Annotated in this window: 14 protein-coding genes; 9 read left to right on the forward strand and 5 right to left on the reverse strand. The window is 69.5% G+C overall.

The annotated features are described in order from the left end of the window. The first annotated feature begins 36 nt into the window (after nt 1–36). The 7 genes from ACGFNP_RS37195 (at nt 37) to ACGFNP_RS37225 (ending at nt 9,220) form a co-directional block, all read left to right on the forward strand. Entirely contained in the window at nt 37–1,308 is a 1,272-nt protein-coding gene (locus tag ACGFNP_RS37195) for an ABC transporter substrate-binding protein (RefSeq protein ID WP_393326788.1), read from the forward strand. Beyond that, on the forward strand, nt 1,305–2,234 hold the full coding sequence (locus ACGFNP_RS37200; RefSeq protein WP_358317881.1) for a sugar ABC transporter permease: 930 nt from the start codon (nt 1,305–1,307) through the stop codon (nt 2,232–2,234). The genes ACGFNP_RS37195 and ACGFNP_RS37200 overlap by 4 nt, the downstream gene beginning before the upstream one ends. Then, the gene (locus ACGFNP_RS37205) at nt 2,231–3,037 is read left to right on the forward strand and encodes a carbohydrate ABC transporter permease (RefSeq protein WP_358317880.1); all 807 of its coding nucleotides are present in this window, start codon (nt 2,231–2,233) and stop codon (nt 3,035–3,037) included. Before ACGFNP_RS37200 ends, ACGFNP_RS37205 begins: the two co-directional genes overlap by 4 nt. Then, the gene (locus tag ACGFNP_RS37210; protein WP_393326791.1) at nt 3,034–4,944 is read left to right on the forward strand and encodes a hypothetical protein; all 1,911 of its coding nucleotides are present in this window, start codon (nt 3,034–3,036) and stop codon (nt 4,942–4,944) included. The genes ACGFNP_RS37205 and ACGFNP_RS37210 overlap by 4 nt, the downstream gene beginning before the upstream one ends. Nucleotides 4,945–4,990: 46 nt before the next feature. Further along, nucleotides 4,991–5,758, forward strand: a complete 768-nt coding sequence (locus ACGFNP_RS37215) for a hypothetical protein (RefSeq protein ID WP_358317878.1) — start codon at nt 4,991–4,993, stop codon at nt 5,756–5,758. Then, the gene (locus ACGFNP_RS37220) at nt 5,755–7,563 is read left to right on the forward strand and encodes a right-handed parallel beta-helix repeat-containing protein (RefSeq protein ID WP_393326794.1); all 1,809 of its coding nucleotides are present in this window, start codon (nt 5,755–5,757) and stop codon (nt 7,561–7,563) included. Before ACGFNP_RS37215 ends, ACGFNP_RS37220 begins: the two co-directional genes overlap by 4 nt. A gap of 118 nt (nt 7,564–7,681) precedes the next feature. Further along, nucleotides 7,682–9,220, forward strand: coding sequence for a S1 family peptidase (locus ACGFNP_RS37225; protein WP_393326797.1), 1,539 nt, complete (start codon nt 7,682–7,684; stop codon nt 9,218–9,220). Nucleotides 9,221–9,248: 28 nt separating this feature from the next. On the opposite strand, the gene ACGFNP_RS37230 is transcribed toward ACGFNP_RS37225, so the two are convergent. The 4 genes from ACGFNP_RS37230 to ACGFNP_RS37245 form a co-directional block, all read right to left on the reverse strand. Next, nucleotides 9,249–10,472 (reverse strand): cytochrome P450, encoded by a 1,224-nt coding sequence (locus tag ACGFNP_RS37230; protein ID WP_393326800.1) that lies wholly within the window; start codon nt 10,470–10,472, stop codon nt 9,249–9,251. Nucleotides 10,473–10,562: 90 nt separating this feature from the next. After that, nucleotides 10,563–11,024 carry a GNAT family N-acetyltransferase gene (locus ACGFNP_RS37235; RefSeq protein ID WP_393326802.1) on the reverse strand — a complete coding sequence of 154 codons (462 nt, stop codon included), beginning with the start codon at nt 11,022–11,024 and terminating at the stop codon, nt 10,563–10,565. Nucleotides 11,025–11,046: 22 nt separating this feature from the next. Further along, nucleotides 11,047–11,712, reverse strand: a complete 666-nt coding sequence (locus ACGFNP_RS37240; RefSeq protein WP_393326805.1) for a response regulator — start codon at nt 11,710–11,712, stop codon at nt 11,047–11,049. Next, nucleotides 11,709–12,935 carry a sensor histidine kinase gene (locus ACGFNP_RS37245; protein ID WP_393326807.1) on the reverse strand — a complete coding sequence of 409 codons (1,227 nt, stop codon included), beginning with the start codon at nt 12,933–12,935 and terminating at the stop codon, nt 11,709–11,711. Before ACGFNP_RS37245 ends, ACGFNP_RS37240 begins: the two co-directional genes overlap by 4 nt. 162 nt (nt 12,936–13,097) lie before the next feature. Here ACGFNP_RS37245 and ACGFNP_RS37250 point away from each other — a divergent pair, with 162 nt between their 5' ends. Further along, complete coding sequence (locus ACGFNP_RS37250) at nt 13,098–14,114, forward strand: MASE1 domain-containing protein (RefSeq protein WP_393326810.1); 1,017 nt, start codon at nt 13,098–13,100, stop codon at nt 14,112–14,114. 257 nt (nt 14,115–14,371) lie between these two features. Next, a complete protein-coding gene (locus tag ACGFNP_RS37255; protein WP_358317869.1) occupies nt 14,372–15,139 on the forward strand; it encodes a hypothetical protein in 768 nt (255 codons plus the stop codon). A gap of 7 nt (nt 15,140–15,146) precedes the next feature. Here ACGFNP_RS37255 and ACGFNP_RS37260 read toward each other — a convergent pair whose 3' ends face one another. Beyond that, on the reverse strand, nt 15,147–16,988 hold the full coding sequence (locus tag ACGFNP_RS37260; RefSeq protein WP_393326812.1) for a rhamnogalacturonan lyase: 1,842 nt from the start codon (nt 16,986–16,988) through the stop codon (nt 15,147–15,149). Nucleotides 16,989–16,995: the final 7 nt, after the last annotated feature.

The following is a 16,995-nucleotide window of genomic DNA, read 5'->3' on the forward strand; positions in this document are numbered from 1 at the left end:
GACGACCCATTAAAAGGCGTCTCCCCTGGAGGTGCGATGCGCTCCCCACGTCCATTCCTCGCCCTGGCCACCATCGGATGCCTGTCCCTGCTCGCCGGCTGCGGCGGGGGCGGCTTCGCCGGTGACAGCCAGGAGCGGCCGAGCGGGGGCGGCCAGGCCACGGTCCGGATGCTGGTCAACATCACCCCGAACCTCACCCAGGCGTACTGGGACGGGCTGGTCAAGCCGTTCGAGCAGGCCAACCCCGGCATCGACGTCAAGATCGAGGCGCCGACCGGCAAGGGCGTGGCCGACACGCTGCCGCAGCAACTCGCCGCCGGCAACGCCCCCGACGTGGTCGAGACGCTGACGGCCGACGAGACACTCGCCAAGCAGATGCTCGACCTGACCGATCAGCCGTGGGCCAAGGACACGCCGCTGGCCGAGCAGGCCAGGCTGGGCGGCAAGATCTACACGGTCGGCGTCGGAGTCCAGGCGCAGTCGCTGGTCTTCTACAACAAGAAAGCCTTCGAGAAGGCCGGGATCGACCGGCCGCCGGCCACGCTCGACGACTTCGACGCGGTCATGGGCAAGCTCAAGACGGCCGGGTGGCTGCCGCTGCAGACCGGCGGGGAGTTCCTGACCGGGCTCCAGGTGCTGCAGCTGTCCAACCCGTCGCGCGCCCAGGCGCTGCCCACCTGGCAGCAGGACGTCAAGGCGGGCAAGGTCAAGGCGGGCGAGTCGCTGCTGCCGTACCTGGAGCGCTACCGCACCTGGATCGACAAGGGGTACGTGGACAAGAACGCGCTCGGCATGAAGTACGCCGATGCCGAGACCGCCTTCCTGTCCGGCAAGTCGGCGATGTACGTCATGGGGAGCTGGTTCACCGCCTCCGAGGCCAAGTCCAAGAAGGACTTCGAGGTAGGCGTCTTCCCCGCCCCGGTCGACAAGGGCCAGCGGTACCCGGGCCCGCAGGGCGCCACGATGGCGGCCCCGTACATGATCCTCAAGTCCACCCCGCAGAAGGACGCGGCGATCAAGCTGGTCCAGTGGCTGGTCACCGACCCGGCGGCGGTCAAGAGCCAGCTCAAGCAGGACGGCAACTTCCGTGCCGGGGTGGAGCGCGAGTTCACCCCGCTGGAGAAGCAGGTGCAGCAGATCCTCGACGGCGCCCCCTCCGGGGTCCCGCAGGGTGAGGGGTACGGCGACGCGACCCTGCCCAAGGGCTTCAACGCCGCCTGGAACACCGAGGTCCAGGGCCTGTACGTGGGCAAGTCGCCCAAGGAAGTGGCCGAGGGTGTGGACCGCTGGCTGGCCGGCCGGTCATGACGCTCACCCGGGTAGCACCCCTTGTCACCACCACGGTAGTGCGGCGGAAGCCCAGGAGACGCGACGGATGGGCCACCGCGATCATGGTCGGCCCGGCCACCGTCCTCTACACCGTGATGCTGATCGTCCCGGTCGGCCTGGCCCTCTACCTGAGCCTGACGGACTGGGACGGCTTCAGCGCCGACCCGGCCTTCGTCGGCGCCGCCAACTACCTCGACCTTCTGGACGACCCCGACCTGCGCCGCGCCGCCTTCGTCACCCTGCTGGTCGCGGCGGCGGGCACGGCCGGGCTCAACCTCCTGGGCCTCGGCTTCGCCCTCCTGGTCAACGGCGTCTCCAGGGCGAACACGTTCTTCCGGATCGTGCTGTTCTACCCGCACGTGCTCAGCGCCCTCGTGGTCGGCTTCCTCTGGTCGGCGATCCTCGGCACCACCGGCGCGGTCAACAACCTGGTCACCTCCTGGGGCGGCGAGGTGCTGCCGTTCCTGTCCGATCCGACGTGGGCCACGGTCACCATGATCGCGGTGCTGGTGTGGGCGGGGTTCGGCGTCAACGTGGTGCTGTACCTGGCCGGGCTGCAGGCCGTGCCGCACTCCCTGATCGAGGCGGCGCGGATCGACGGCGCGACCCGATGGCAGGTGTTCAGGAACGTGACGCTGCCCGCCCTGGGCCCGTCCGTGACGGTCAACATCGTGCTGTCGCTGGTGACGCTGCTCAAGACGTACGACCTGGTGGTGTCGCTGACCGCGGGCGGCCCGGCCGGGCAGACGCAGACCGTCGCCTACCTCATCCTGTGGAACTCCTTCCACGACGCCCGCCTCGGCTTCGGCTCGGCGCAGTCGGTGCTGCTCATGCTGGTGACGGGCGCGCTGGCGTTCGTGGTGACCAGGCTGCGCAGGCGGGGCGAGCTGGCGGTGCACCAGTGAGAAGGACCTTCCTCTGGGCGACCGTCGCCTTCATGCTCATCCCCCTGTACGTGCTGACCGTCAACGCGTTCAAGGGCCAGCAGGACATCCTGGCCAACCCGTTCGGCCTGGGCAGCCTCACACTGGAGCCCCTGGGCAGGGCGCTGACGAACCCGCAGTTCAACGTCGTCAAGGGGTACGCGGTCACGCTGCTGTTCGTGGTGGCGGTCAACGTGCTCTCCGTGGTGCTGGCCGCACCCGCGGCCTACGTGATCGCGCGCAGCCCGAAGCGCCGCTTCCGGGTGCTGATGCTGTTCTTCCTGGCCGGGACCTTCATTCCGGGCCAGGTGCTGGTCATCCCGGTGGTCTACGTGCTCAAGACGCTCGGTCTCATGGGCACGATCCGCGGGTTCGTGCTGTTCGAGACCGTGCTCACGCTGCCGTTCTCGATCTTCCTGTACGCGGGCTACATCGCGACCGTCCCGGCCGTGCTCGACCAGGCGGCGGCCGTGGACGGGGCCGGGCGGCTGCGGACGTTCTGGCAGATCGTCTTCCCGTTGATGCGGCCCGCGGTCGCCACGATGGTCATCCTCAACACCTTCTCGGTGTGGAACGACTTCGTGAACCCGCAGATCATCCTGGGCCCCGGCAGCGGCCTGTACACGGTGACCACCGGCGTCTACGCGGCGGTCAGCCAGTACGCCACCGACTACACGGTGGTCTTCCCGACGCTGCTGCTGGCCATCGCCCCGCTGCTGGTCTTCTTCGTCTTCATGCAACGCCACATCATCAGCGGCCTCACCGCCGGGGCCACGAAGGGATGACTTTGCGGGAAATCAAGGCGACCGTCCCCCTCGGCGCGCCGCCGGTCTGGGCGGTGCTCGAACGCCGGCTGTTCGACGCGCTGGACGAGGCGTGGCGGGCCTTCGCCGCCCGCTACTGCGGGCCGGACGGCCGGCTCATCTACCACGGCCAGGGCGAGGAACGGGACGGCGCCGACGACTTCTATGAGGCGTTCTTCAACTGGCCGGCGCTCTACCAGCTCGGCGGCGCCGACGACCTGCTCGACGCGGCCAAGCACCACTGGGAGGGCGTGACCGCGCAGCTCACCGAGCTCGGCTACCTGGTGGACGAGTTCGAGCGCGGCTACGACTGGTTCCATCAGGGCGAGTCGCTGCTGCTGTTCTATGGCATCTGCGCCGCCGACCCGCGCGACGAGCGCTTCCGCGACCTGGCCCGCCGCTTCGCCGGGCTCTACCTGCCCGGCTCGGCCAACTACGACGCCGAACTCGACCTCATTCGCGCCCCGCACAACGGCGCGGGCGGCCCCCGGTACGGCCTCCAGCGGGAATGGGCCTCCTACCACGCGGACCTGGACAGCATGCGGCCGTACGGGCTGCCGCTGCGCGACCTGCCGGGCATCACGGCCTGGGCGGACCTGGCCGACCCCGGCAACGCCGGCCGCATGGGCGCCGCGATGAGCGAGCGGCTCGGCCGCGGCGACGTGGCGATCAACCTGGCCGCCACCAGCCTGGCCGTCAACGCCTGGCTGTACGACGGCGACGACCGCTACCGGGACTGGGCGCTGCGCTACATCGGTGCCTGGCAGGAGCGGGCCGCCGCCAACCACGGCGTGCTCCCCGACAACGTCGGCCCGTCGGGCAAGGTCGGCGAGCTGCACGGCGGCCGGTGGTACGGCGGCATCTACGGCTGGCAGTGGCCGCACGGCCTCTACAGCGTCGGCGCCGCCGCCGCGATCGCCGCGGTCAACGCCCACCTGCTGACCGGCGACCAGGCCGCGCTCGCCATCGGCCGCGACCCTCTGGACACCGTGTACGGCCACGCCAGGCAGGCCCCCGTGACCGGCACGGAGATGAGCACCAGCGACCGATGGCTGGCCGAACTGGGCGAAGAGGCCGGGCGGCCCACCATGCTGGTGCCCAACCGGCACGACGACCGAGGCTGGTTCGACTTCCAGCCGCCACAGCTCGGCCTGCCGGTCTGGCTGTGGCACACGGGTCTGGCCGAACAGGACGCGGACCGGATCGACCGGCTGCGGGCCGCCTCGGGCTACGACTGGACCACGGTACGGGCGTTCCGCAACAAGGAGGAGGCCGGGCACGAGGCGCCCTGGCTGGAGTTCCTGCGCGGCGCCAACCCCGGCTTCCCCGAGGCCATGCTAGCCACCGCGCTCGGCCAGGTGCAGCGGCGGATGGCGCTCATCGACGCCGACCACGCGGACCTGTCCGCCATCCACGTGCACCACTGGCAGCGGCTCAACCCGGTGCTCACCGAGGCGCTGCTGCAACTGGTCACGGGCACGCCGCAGGTCCTCTACAACGGCGGGCTGCTGCCGGCCCGGCTGGCCTACTTCGACGCCGACCGCCACCGCCCCGGCCTGCCCGCCGACGTGGCCGCGCTGGTCGACTCGGTACGGCCGGACGGCGTTCGCGTCGAGCTGGTGAACCTCGGGCTGAGCCGCACCCGCAGGGTCGTGGTGCAGGCGGGCGCGTTCGGCGAGCACGACATCGACCGGGCGGTGGTGACCGGCGCCGAGCCCGGCTACCCGGGCGACCCGCGCTCCTACACCACTCCCCCGATCACCGAAGCCGAGCGGGAGGTGGCGGTGGGCGGGCCCCGGCTGCTCGTGGAGCTGCCGCCCGGCCGCCGCATCCGGCTCGACCTGCACACGACCGCCCGCGCCCGCACCCCGTCGCACCAGCACTACTGAGCCGCGCCGTCACCACTGACCCGTACCGGGCCTATTGAGGAGTTTCATGGACGACCCCATCTGGGACCTTCCTGTTCGCGGGCCAAAACCCGCCGAACCCGATCCCGCCCTCGTGGCCGGGCTGTCCCGGATCAGCTCGGCCACCGCCTGCGCCAAACTGCACGGCCAGGGCATCCGGCGGACCTTCGTCGAAGGGCCGCGTCCCATCGCGCCAGGCCAGCAGGTCGTCGGCCGGATCCGCACGCTGCAGTTCATGCCGCAGCGCGAGGACATCGCCTCCGGGCTCGGCCAGGAGTACGTCGAGCGGCACACCGCCCTGTGGGCCGTGCTGGAGGAGATCGAGCCCGGCGACGTGCTGGTCGTGCAGGCGTACGGCAGCGCCTACACCGGCTGCTTCGGCGACATGCTGGTCCGCTACTTCAAGCGCAAGGGCGGCGCGGCGATCGTCGTGGACGGCAGGATCAGGGACCTGCCCCGGGTCGCCGAGCTGGACGTGCCGATCTGGTGCACGGGCGCCACCCCGCAGTACGCCTCGCAGGCGGAGCTGTTCCCGTGGGCGTACGACGTGCCCGTGGCCGTGGGCGGGGCGCTCGCGCTGCCCGGCGACCTGTGCGTGGCCGACGACGACGGCGCCGTGGTGGTGCCGCGCCGGCGGGCCGCGTCCGTCCTTGAGGCCGCCGCCGACCACGAGCAGTGGGAGCGCTACAGCCGCGCCCGCATCGAGGAGGGCGGCGCGCTTTCCGACTATTACCCACTCACCCCCGAGACCCGCGCCGAGTACGAGCGGTGGCGGGACATGAAGGAGAGCCAGTGATCCTCAGGTCTCTGAGCGCGATCGTCTTACTGATCGGCGGATTGACGACCCCGACCCCGGCCGCCAAACCCACCTGCGACTACTACGTCTCCACCTCAGGAAGCGACCAGGGCGACGGCAGTTCCCGGCGCCCGTGGAAGTCGGTGGAGCAGGCCCGCGACCGGCTCCGAGCCAAGAAGGGCCACCAGAACTGCGACATCGTCGTCAACGTCAAGGCCGGTGACTACGTCGTCGACAAGACGATCACCTTCACCGAGGCCGACTCCGGCGCGAACGGCCACAAGATCACCTATCGCAGCGCCGACGGTCCGGGCAAGGCCAGGCTGCTCGGGGCCAAGCCGCTGACCGGCTGGCAGAAGTACAACGACACCATCTACAAGACCAAGGTCGACCGGAGCTTCTACACGCTCTTCGAGGACGGCAAGCGCGCCACCACCGCCCGCTACCCGAACAGGACCAGCGACGACCTGTGGTCGCCGTATCTGTTCTCGGTGACGCCCGAGGCGGAATACCAGGCCGTGCACAACTGGCTCTTCTTCGACGCCAAGGACATCCCGAAGGAGTGGGACGCCGACTTCGACAAGAACGCCCAGATGGTCGTCTGGTCCGGCGGGTCGTGGAGCTGGTTCACCGACACCGTGCCGCTCGGCGGAGCCGACTTCCGCAAGAACTTCTTCACACTCAACAACGACGCCCGCTTCACCCTCGTCAACAGCCGCAGCGGCTCACGCTACTTCCTGCAGAACACGCTGCGCTTCCTGGACCAGCCGGGCGAGTACTACTTCGACTTCGCCAACAGCGAGGTCTACTACTGGCCCAAGAGCTCGATCGACAAGGTCATGGCGCCCACCGTCAAGACGATCATCTCGCTGGCCGGCTCCTCCCCCGAGCACCGGGTGCAGAACCTCGCCTTCGACGGGCTGACGCTGCAGTACTCGGACTTCGTCGACTGGTACCGGTACGGGTGGAACGGCCCCGGCGACTCGGGCTACGAGCACAAGTACCCGATCTACGACCGGCAGATCGAGATGCCGCGCAACAGGTTCGGCATGATCACCGTGACGAACTCCCGCGACATCGACCTGACCCGGCTGCACCTGTCCGACAGCGGATACACCGGCGTCTTCCTGCTCTTCGCCAACGAGCGGGTCAAGGTGTCGGACAGCCTGCTGGACAACCTCGGCGGCGACGGGATCAAGGTCGAGGGCGGCTACCCCGGCGAGGGCGACATTTCCGGACATCACACGATCACGAATAACTACATCTACCACGTCGGCGAGCTGGTCCCCGGCGACGCGGCCGGCATCGAGCTGATGAGCACGGGCAACAACACCGTCAGCAACATCGTCGTCAAGCACAGCGCCCGCTACGGCATCAGCCTGGAGGTCCGCCCCGAGATCAAGAACGAGGACAACTACGCCAGGAACAACCGGTTCTCCTACATCCGCCTGGAGGAGACCGGCCTCGACAGCGGCGACATGGGCGCCTTCTACACCTATGGCGTGCACAACGTCGAACCGCATCCGATCGACAACTACGTCTCGCAGATGGTGATCGGCGACGTCATCAACGACCCCGCCGGGCAGATGCCGGACTCCGGCACGCGCGGGGTGCACATGGACGCGGGCGGCTGCGGCTTCGCCATCTCCAACGTCGAGGTCGGCAAGGTCAGCGACGACAAGTACCAGGCGTACAAGTGCAACGAGGTCACCAACGCCAACTGGGCGGACGGCTTCGACACCTCGAAGATGGAGTACGACAAGATCGGCGTGACCGGCGCGTTCCCGTACCCGATCCCGAGCTAGACGGCGGCCTTATGGCACCGGGCCCGGCGCCATAAGGCCGCGATATGCGCGGATGGTATGCCCCTCGATGATCGGCCCCGTCATACCGTGGCGGCACCCCCCGATCCGAGGAGCTTCCATGGTCCTTTACCGCCCGTCGGCGGCGGGCGCGGCGCTCGCGATCATCGCTCTCGTGCTCACCGCCACTCCCGCCGCCGCCGCTCCCCTCGCGGTCCCCGTCGAGGCAGCCCCCGCCGCCACGGTGGCACCGCCGCCGGACGTGCTCGACGCGCTCCGGCGCGACCTGGGCCTCACCCGCGAACAGGCCATCACCCGCCTGGGCAACGAGGAGCGGGCCCGTCGGCTCCAGCCCAGGCTGCGCGCCCAGCTCAAGGACCGGTACGCCGGATCCTGGGTGAACCAGGAGGGCAGGCTGGTGGTAGCTACCACCGATGCCGCCTCGACCACCACCGTCACCGCGGCAGGTGCCCAGGCGAAGGTCGTCGGCCGGTCGCTGGCCGCGCTCACCTCGGTCAAGAGCGCGCTGGACACCGCCGCTGAGAAGGCCTCCGGGCAGAAGGTCCCGGTCTGGTTCGTGGACGAGCAGGCCAACGCCGTCGTGGTGCAGGCGCTGGACGCCGCCGCGGGCGCGGCGTTCGTGGCCGCGAGCGGTGTGGACCGCGCCGCCGTACGGGTCGAGACCATCGCCGAGCGGCCGGTCACGTTCCAGAACCTGCGCGGCGGCGACGCCTACTACATCGCCGGCGGCTCACGCTGCTCGATCGGCTTCCCGGTGACCCAGGGGAGCACGCAGGGCTTCGTCACGGCCGGTCACTGCGGCACTCCCGGACTCACCACGACCGGGCCGGGCGGGCAGAGTCAGGGCACGTTCCAGGGTTCGTCGTTCCCCGGCAACGACTACTCCTGGGTCGCGGTCAACTCGCAGTGGGTCGCGCGCCCGGCGGTCAACGCCTACGGCACCGAGCAGGTGCCGGTCTTCGGCTCCGCCGAGGCGCCGGCCGGGTCGGCCGTGTGCCGGTCCGGCTCCACCACGCATTGGCACTGCGGCGTCATCGAGCAGCGCAACGTCAGCGTGACCTACTCCCAGGGGACGGTCACCGAGGTCGTACGGACGAACGTGTGCGCCGAGCCCGGCGACTCCGGCGGCCCGTTCATCTCCGGCTACCAGGCGCAGGGCGTCACCTCCGGCGGCTCCGGCAACTGCAGCGCCGGTGGCACCACCTTCTTCCAGCCGGTCAACGAGATCCTCAACGCGTACGGGCTCACCCTGTCCACCGTGAACACCCAGTGCGCGGGCCACCCGAACCACCACTTCAACGACCTGACGGCCCACCAGGGCAGCTTCGGCATGCTCATCCCCGACCCCGGCATCTACGGCTTCACCTCCGCCGGCGCCGGCACCCACACCGCCTGCATGGACGGACCCGGCACCGCGCGGATGCGGCTCAGCCTGGAGAAGTACTCCTGTTGCGGGCCGTTCGGCACCCCGATCTGGAGCGAGGTGGCGACCACCGGAACCGGCACCACCGTCAAGACCCTGAGCACCAGCCAGGCCGCGGGCACCTACCGATGGGTGGTCAGCGTCAGCGACACCTACGTCGTGCCGACCACCCCGATCGGCGAGTACTACTTCCTGGGCACCACCAGCCCCGCCTAGGTCAGGCGATCGCGGGCCCGCCGGGAGCTCAGCCGGCGGGCCCCAGCACCACGGGCAGCTCGACCGGCCCTTCGGTGATCATCGACGGGGTGTAGGCGATCTGGCCCTGATCGACCGCCAGCCGCAGCTCGGGGAACCTGCCGAACAGCGAGGACAGCGCGATGCGGGCCTCCAGCCTGGCCAGCGGCGCCCCCAGGCAGAAGTGCGGCCCGCGGCCGAACCCCAGATGCGTCTCCTGGCCGCGCGCGATGTCGAAGCGCCCCGCGTCCCCGCCGAACCTGGCCGGATCCGTCCCGGTGCCGGCGACCGCGATCATGATCGGCTCCCCGGCCGGGATCGTCACGTCGCCGAGCCGCACGTCCTCCAGCGGGTAGCGGAACAGGACGTTGATCACCGAGTTCCGGCTGCGTAACGACTCCTCGACCACCTGCCCCCAGGCGTCCTTCGTACGTGCCAGGTCGAGCTGGTCGCGGTCCGCGCACAAGGCGATGACCGCGTTGGCGAGCAGGTGCACGGTGGTCTCGTGACCGGCGATCAGCACCAGCCACAGAATCCACACCATCTCGCTGTCGGACAGCCGGTCCCCGTCGTCCTCCTGCGCCCGGATGAGCCCGGTGGTGAGGTCGTCACCCGGATCGCCGCGCTTGCTGTCGATGAACCGGCCCAGGTACCCGAGCAGGGCGGCCCCGGTCGCGCCGGCTTCGTCCGGGGTGGCGGTGTGCGACAGGAGGACGCCGCTCCAGAGGCGGATCTGGTTCCGGTCTTCTGCGGGCACACCGAACAGCTCGCAGATCACGTTGACGGGCAGCGGCTCGGTGAAATGCCGGACGAGGTCCACCACCTCCCCCTCGTCCGCCAGCCGGTCGAGGAGCTCGTCCGTCATCTCCTGGATGCGCGCGGCGAGGCCCTGCACGCGTGCCGGGGTGAAGGCCCGGTTGACCAGGCCGCGCAGCCTGCGGTGATCCGCTCCATCCTTGACCAGCAGGTGCTCGCCCTCGATGAGCTGCCGCAGCGGCCAGTCCGGGGAGATGGTGCCGTCGTGCAGCGCGGTGAAGTTCTCGGGGTTCTTGCTGAAGCGGATGTCGTCGTTGGAGAGGACCGCGTTCACCGTGTCGTACGAGGTCACGGCCCACGCATTCACCTTGCCCGGAAGCTCGATGCGGAACACCGGCCCGTTCTCGTCCCGATAGCGGTGAATCGTGCTGGACGCCAGCTCACCAGGGACCGGTATTTGCAGAGGAGGGGTCGTCATTCAGGGATCTCCAAATGTCGGAATGTCCCCCAACTTTCCGCTATCGAACAGCCCTCAAACATCTACCGGCCGCGCTACAGTCGCCGACGTTCAGAGCGTCTTAGTCATGAATGCGCTATATGGGTCGGACCGATAATCCGCGAACGGCTCGCAGTATTCGAAGCCGAATTTCTCGTACAGCTTCCTGGCGGGCAGGAAGAACTCGTCCGAGCCGGTCTCGAGGCTCAGCCGGGTGAGCCCCATGCGCCTGGCCTCGGTGATGATGTGCGCCAGGAGCAGGGACGCGACCCCGCTCCGCTTGCGCACCGGCCGGGTGCGCATCGACTTCACCTCGGCGTGCTCCGCGTCCAGCCTCTTGAGCGCGCCACAGCCCACGAGGGTGTCCCCGTCGATGACCGTCCAGAACGTGACCTCGGGCTTGCGGAGCGCGTCGAGGTCGAGGGCGTGCTTGCTCTCCAGAGGCGTGATGGATCGCATCTCCTGGAGGTGCTCGTCCAGGAACGCGGCGATCTCCGCGCCCGACAGGTCGTCGACAATGATCTTCATGCCCATATGCGTCAGGGTATCGCCCAGGTTACCGGGACGCGGGCTTGACCAGGCCGCAGTCATAGGACAGGACGACCACCTGGGCGCGGCTGGTCAGGCCCAGCTTGGCCATCAGGCGGTTGAGGTGGGTCTTGACGGTGCCCTCGCTCACCGACAGCCGCTCGGCGATCTCCCTGTTGGACAGGGCGTGGCCGACCAGGCCGAGCACCTCGGTCTCGCGGCTGGTGAGGCGGTCCAGGGCCGGTGGCGGGGACACGGCGGCCTCCTGCGGCGGGGCGGCGAACGCCTCGATCAGCCGCTTGGTGGCGATCGGGGCCAGCAGGATGTCACCGGAGGCGACCGTGTGGATGGCGGCGATCAGCCGCTCGGGCGGCGTGTCCTTGAGCAGGAAGCCGCTGGCGCCCAGTCGCAACGCGTTGAAGACGTACTCGTCCAGGTCGAACGTGGTGAGGATGAGCACCTTGGGCGGCGTGCTCTCGGCGGCGGCCAGGATCCGCTCGGTGGCGGTGATGCCGCTGATGCCCGGCATCCGGATGTCCATCAGGATCACCTCGGGCTTGACGGCGGTGGCCAGGCGGACGGCCTCCTCCCCGTCGGCCGCCTCGCCCACCACCTCCAGGCCCGCCGCGCGCAGCAGCGCGGCCAGACCGGCACGGATGAGCACCTGATCGTCGACCACGAGCACTCTGATCATGAGCTCGCTTCTTGAGTCTGATCGTCGGGCGGGGGCAGCGGGAAGATCGCCAGCACCTCGAATCCGCCCAGCGGCAGCGGCCCTGCGGTGATCGTTCCCTGATAAAGCCTGACACGTTCGGTCATGCCGATCAATCCGTGACCGCCAGAACGAGGGCTCCCGGTGAACGCCGCGCCGTCGTCGGTGACGCGTAACGTCAGCCTGGCGGGGGCGTACGTCACCCGGATCTCCACCCTGGCCGGGCCGGCGTGCTTCAGCACGTTGGTCAGGGCCTCCTGGACGATGCGGTAGGCGCACAGGTCCAGGCCGGGCGGCAGCGGCCTGGCCGCTCCCTCGACGACCACCTCGAGCGGCAGCCCGGCGGCGCGGATCCGCTCCGCCAGGAGTTCGAGGCCCTGGAGCCCGGGGGTCGTCGTGTACAGCCCTTCGTCCTGGTCGTCGGCCTCGATCCGCAGGATCGACAGCAGCCGCCGCATCTCGGCCAGCGCTTCGTGGGTGGTGTCGGCGATGACCCCCAGCGAGGCGTGCGCGGTGGCCGGGTCGGACAGGGCGACGTAACGGCCGAGGCCCGCCTGAACGGAGATCACCGACATGTGGTGGGCGACGACGTCGTGCAGTTCGCGGGCGATCCGGAGCCGTTCGTGGGTGACGGCACGGCGGGCGGCGGCGTCCTGCTCCCTGCGGAGCTGGTCGGCCAGCTCCGCGAGTTGCCCGGTGCGCTCGACCAGCAGCCGCGTGCTCGTGCCCGCGCCCACGGCGCCGGCCGCCACCAGGAGCGACTGGCCGAGGGCCGACCACAGCGCGATGCCGGGCTGGTGGAGCCCGGCGTGCACCCACTCCGTCACGAGCAGCGCCGACCCGGCCAGACAGACCGCCGGGGACCGGTGGGCGGCGACGGTGTAGAGGGCCACCAGCGGGCCCATGTTGTTGAGGACGAAGTGGTAGCCCAGCAGGTGGTAGACCAGCGCCGCCACGGTGGAGACCACCAGGACGGCGACCGGCGCCCGCCTGCGCAGGGCCAGCGGCCCGTTCACCAGCAGGCTCAGCGTCAGGGACAAGGCGTCGGCGGGCCGGCCCTTGCCCGGCTCGTAGATCTCCCACAGCCACGTCCCGACGACCAGCGTCAGGGCCAGAGCGCCGTCGAGAAGCAGGGGGTGGACCGCGGACACCCGCCGGACGAGCGATGCGGCGCTGATGTGCATCCGCCACGCTAACTCCGTCACCGCCCGTAGCGCATCAAACCGGAGGTATACCTCGACTGCTGCAGAAGTTGCAGCCCAGCTCGGTGCGTGCGCGCGAACCACATCCAGCGGTCGGTGTCCCGCTCATCCCGTAGCAGAATGTCATGGGGGGCAGTTTTCGCAGGTGACGGGGAGTGAGGCGACATGCTGAACAACGATGGGCCCCGGTCGCATGTGATGAACGTCCTGCGGGTCCTCGCCGTCGCAGGCGCCTATTTCGCGGCCGCCAAGGTGGGGTTGCGGCAGGAGCTGGTCGGCGGGCAGGTCACGCCGCTCTGGCCACCGACGGGCATCGCGCTGGCCTGTCTCCTCCTCATGGGCGTCCGGTTCTGGCCCGGGATCACTCTCGGTGCGTTCCTGGTCAACCTGTCGATCGGGCCGACGTTGCCCGCGGTCGTGGCGATCTCCGTGGGCAACACCCTCGCTCCGGTGTGCGCTTATCTCATGCTCGTCCGGGCGCGTTTCAGCATCGAGCTGGATCGGTTGCGGGACGCGCTGGCGCTGGTGTTCCTCGGCGCCTTGATGGGGATGGTGATCAGCGCGACGGTGGGCAGTGGCGCGCTCCTGCTCGCCGGTGGACTCCAGAGCAGTGACTTCTGGCCGACGTGGTCGGTGTGGTGGGCGGGCGACGCGATGGGCGTTCTCGTGATCACCCCCATTCTGCTGGTGCTGCGCACGTCCCGGACACCGTGGGACGCTCACCTGTCCCGTTGGATCGAGGCGATCGCCCTGGCCGTGGGCACGCTCCTCGTCACGCTGGTGGCGACGATGAGCTCCATCAATCTGCTCTTCCTCGTCTTCCCGTTCCTGATCTGGGCCGCCCTGCGGTTCCAGTTGGCGGGCGCCACGGCATGCGCGCTGATCGTGGTGACGGTCGCGATCGTCGCGGCCGCGCAGGGTTCCGGCCCGTTCGCCAAGCACGACCTGTTCCTCAACATGGTCACCCTTCAAGCGTTCAACGGGGCCGCGTCACTGACCGCCCTGCTGCTGGCGGCGATCATCGCGGAGCGCAATCAAGCCCATGACAAGCTCGAACAGATATGCACCCGCCTTATGGAGGTCGCTGACCGGGTCGACCGGCACCGGCCCGCGGACCAACAGATGCCGCTCCAGCAAGCAATAGTGCCTGGTACGGTCCGCCATGAGCGTCATACCGGCTGAGCGGAGACCTTCTGACATTCCACCTTGCGCACAATCACCGCTCTCAACAAGCCCATCATCACCAAACTCGGCATAAGCTGATTTTTGCCACATTAGCGCGAACATCCACCGCTGACCCAAGAGACATGCTTCACCACAATCGCCGGCCAAGCGATTAGTACGTTGTCCTGAGTGTGGGTTTGTAGAGCCCTGCTGGAGGGAGCCGCGCGATGGCCCACCACGAGTCAGCCCCGAGAGGCCGGCGCTCCGTGTTATCGGTGCCGCAGTGTGAGGTGATCGAGCGGATCTGTGCGCCGTTGTCGCCCGATCAGGCACGCTTCCAGGCCGTACCACTGCCGCTGGGCGGGGTGCGCGTCTGGGCGGACCTGACCGGAGCCGAGGGAAAGGCGTCCTGGGTGGTGCACCAGCGCATGGCCCGGCAGGTGGCCCGGGTCGGCTGGCACGCCGAGGCCACCGCCGAGCGGGTGCTGGTGCAGGGTTGGAGCGCGGGCTGTCTGAAGCATCGCGTACGGCTGTTGCAAGGCGCACTCAGCGGACGGCTGGCCGACTACCGGAAGAGCGCCGAACAGGCCGTCGCCACCGCGGTGCGACTGCACGCCGAGCAGGAGGACGGCCAGGCCGGCCGGACGGCGATCGTCGCCGCGACCTGCGCGGAACTGACCGAACTGCTGCTCTGGCCGCAGCGCCTGGCCGAGCTGGACGGCCTGGAGCGCACCTCCCGGTCGCGCCGGCTGCAGCTGCTGCTGGCGCAGGTGGCCGGGCTGGAGGCCAAGGTACGCCAGGCCTGTGCCGAGCATGAGCTGCTGGCCCGGGCCGTGGCGGGATGGGCCGACGACCACCTCGCCAGCGTCGGTGCCGAGCAGGCTCAGCAGCAGGCGTTGGACCAGGCCCGCCCCTGGCTACGCGCACTGGACAGGCTCGCGGGCGGGCCGCCGCCGACCGGCTTCACCCGGCGGGCCTCCGGCCTGGCCGAACGCGTCGCCGCGACCGTCACCAACGGCGACTGGGCCGAGGCCGCCTCCTGAGACTCTCTCAGCGCACGTAGATGTTCGGCTGGGCCGGGGTGGACATGCCGTTCCCGAGGAAGAAGCCCGGGTGCGGCGGCTGGTTGTAGGCGCTGTTCTGCCAGGCGATCGCCACCCGATACTGCGGGTCGTGCATGAGGGTCCACAGCCGCTGCGTCGTGGCGGTGGGGGTGCTGTAGATCCGTAGCGCCGTCTCCGACGTCGTCGGCCAGACGACCTCCTCGCGCCAGTCACCGAACAGGTCGGCGGACAGCGATGGGGTCGACTTGGTGCTGTTGTTGGCGTGCACGCCCGAACCGGTGAGCAGGCGGGTGTCCGCGCCGGTGCCGTACTTGTCGATGTGCGTGCCGTCGAGCAGTTCGCGGACCGGGTCGGCGTCCCACCACACCACGAAGTTGGTCGAGCCGGGCTTGCGGCCGATGTTCGCGCCGGAGGTGTTGTACAGCCCGGAGACGGCCGCCGACCACGACTCGGCGCCCGCGCTGCCCGCGTACACGTCGTCGGACACGCCGCGCCCGTTGTCGCAGCCGCAGGAGGGGTTCGTCCAGATGACGGCGCCGGTCCGGGCGTCGACCATGGAGGTGGCGGGCTGGTTGGTGTTCTCGTGCGGCTTGAACACCTCAAGGCCGGAGCGGGCCGGGATCAGGTCGCCGACGTGCAGGGCGTCACCGTGGAACAGCCGCGTGTTCCACAACGGGCTCCCGTTGTCGTCGATCGCCTCCGAGCCGTAGACGATCTCGTCCCGGCCGTCGGCGTCGACGTCCGCGATCGCCAGCTGGTGGTTGCCCTGGCCCTCGTACTGGGAGCCGGACACGTTGGAGTCGAACGTCCACCGCTGGGTCAGCGCCCCGGCGCGGAAGTCCCAGGCGGCGATCACCGTACGCGTGTAGTAGCCCCGCGCCATGATCAGGCTGGGCCGCTGCCCGTCCAGGTACGCCGTACCGGCCAGGAACCGGTCGACCCGGTTGCCGTAGGAGTCGCCCCAGCTGGACACGGTTCCGCGAGGCGGGTTGTAGGAGACCGTGGACATGGCCGCCCCGCTCTGGCCGTTGAACATGGTCAGATATTCGGGCCCGGACAGGATGTAGCCGGAGGAGTTGCGGTAGTCCGCGGACGCGGAGCCGATGACCTTGCCGGTGCCGTCCACGCTCCCGTCGGCGGTCTTCATCGCGACCTCGGACCTGCCGTCGCCGTCGTAGTCGTACACCTGGAACTGGGTGTAGTGCGCCCCGGCCCGGATGTTGCGGCCCAGGTCGACACGCCACAGGCGGGTGCCGTTCAGCCTGTACGCGTCCACGAACACGTTCCCGGTGTAGCCCGACTGGGAGTTGTCCTTGGCGTTGGACGGATCCCACTTGAGCACGAACTCGTAGCGGCCGTCGCCGTCCAGGTCACCCACGCTCGCGTCGTTCGCGCTGTAGGTGTAGGCGACCCCGTCGGGGGTGGTGCCGCCGGCGGGCCGCTGGATCGGGACGTCCAGGTAACCACTGGCGAACTGCGTCGCCGCCGCTGAGGGCGCCTGCTCGACGCCGCCGACCACCGCGCGGACGGTGTACGCGGAAGTCGCCGCGGCGCCGGAGTCGAGGTAGTTCGTCGAGCTCGTGATGGGCGACGAGTTCAGGAGGGTGCCGCCTCGGTAGAGGTTGAACCCGGTGCTCATGCTCTCGGTGCCGAGCAGGCGCCAGGACACCAGATTGCCGCCGCTGGAATGGACGCTGATCAGGCCGCGATCCAGGTTCTCCACCTGCTTGGCCACGGCGGCGGAGGCGACGTTGACGTCCATGGTCCAGGTCAGGGCGAGGACCATGACGAGCACGAGAGAGAGGGAGCACATTCTCGCGGGAAGCATGCCTGGC

This window comes from Nonomuraea sp. NPDC049269, from assembly GCF_043197155.1.
Lineage (GTDB): Bacteria > Actinomycetota > Actinomycetes > Streptosporangiales > Streptosporangiaceae > Nonomuraea.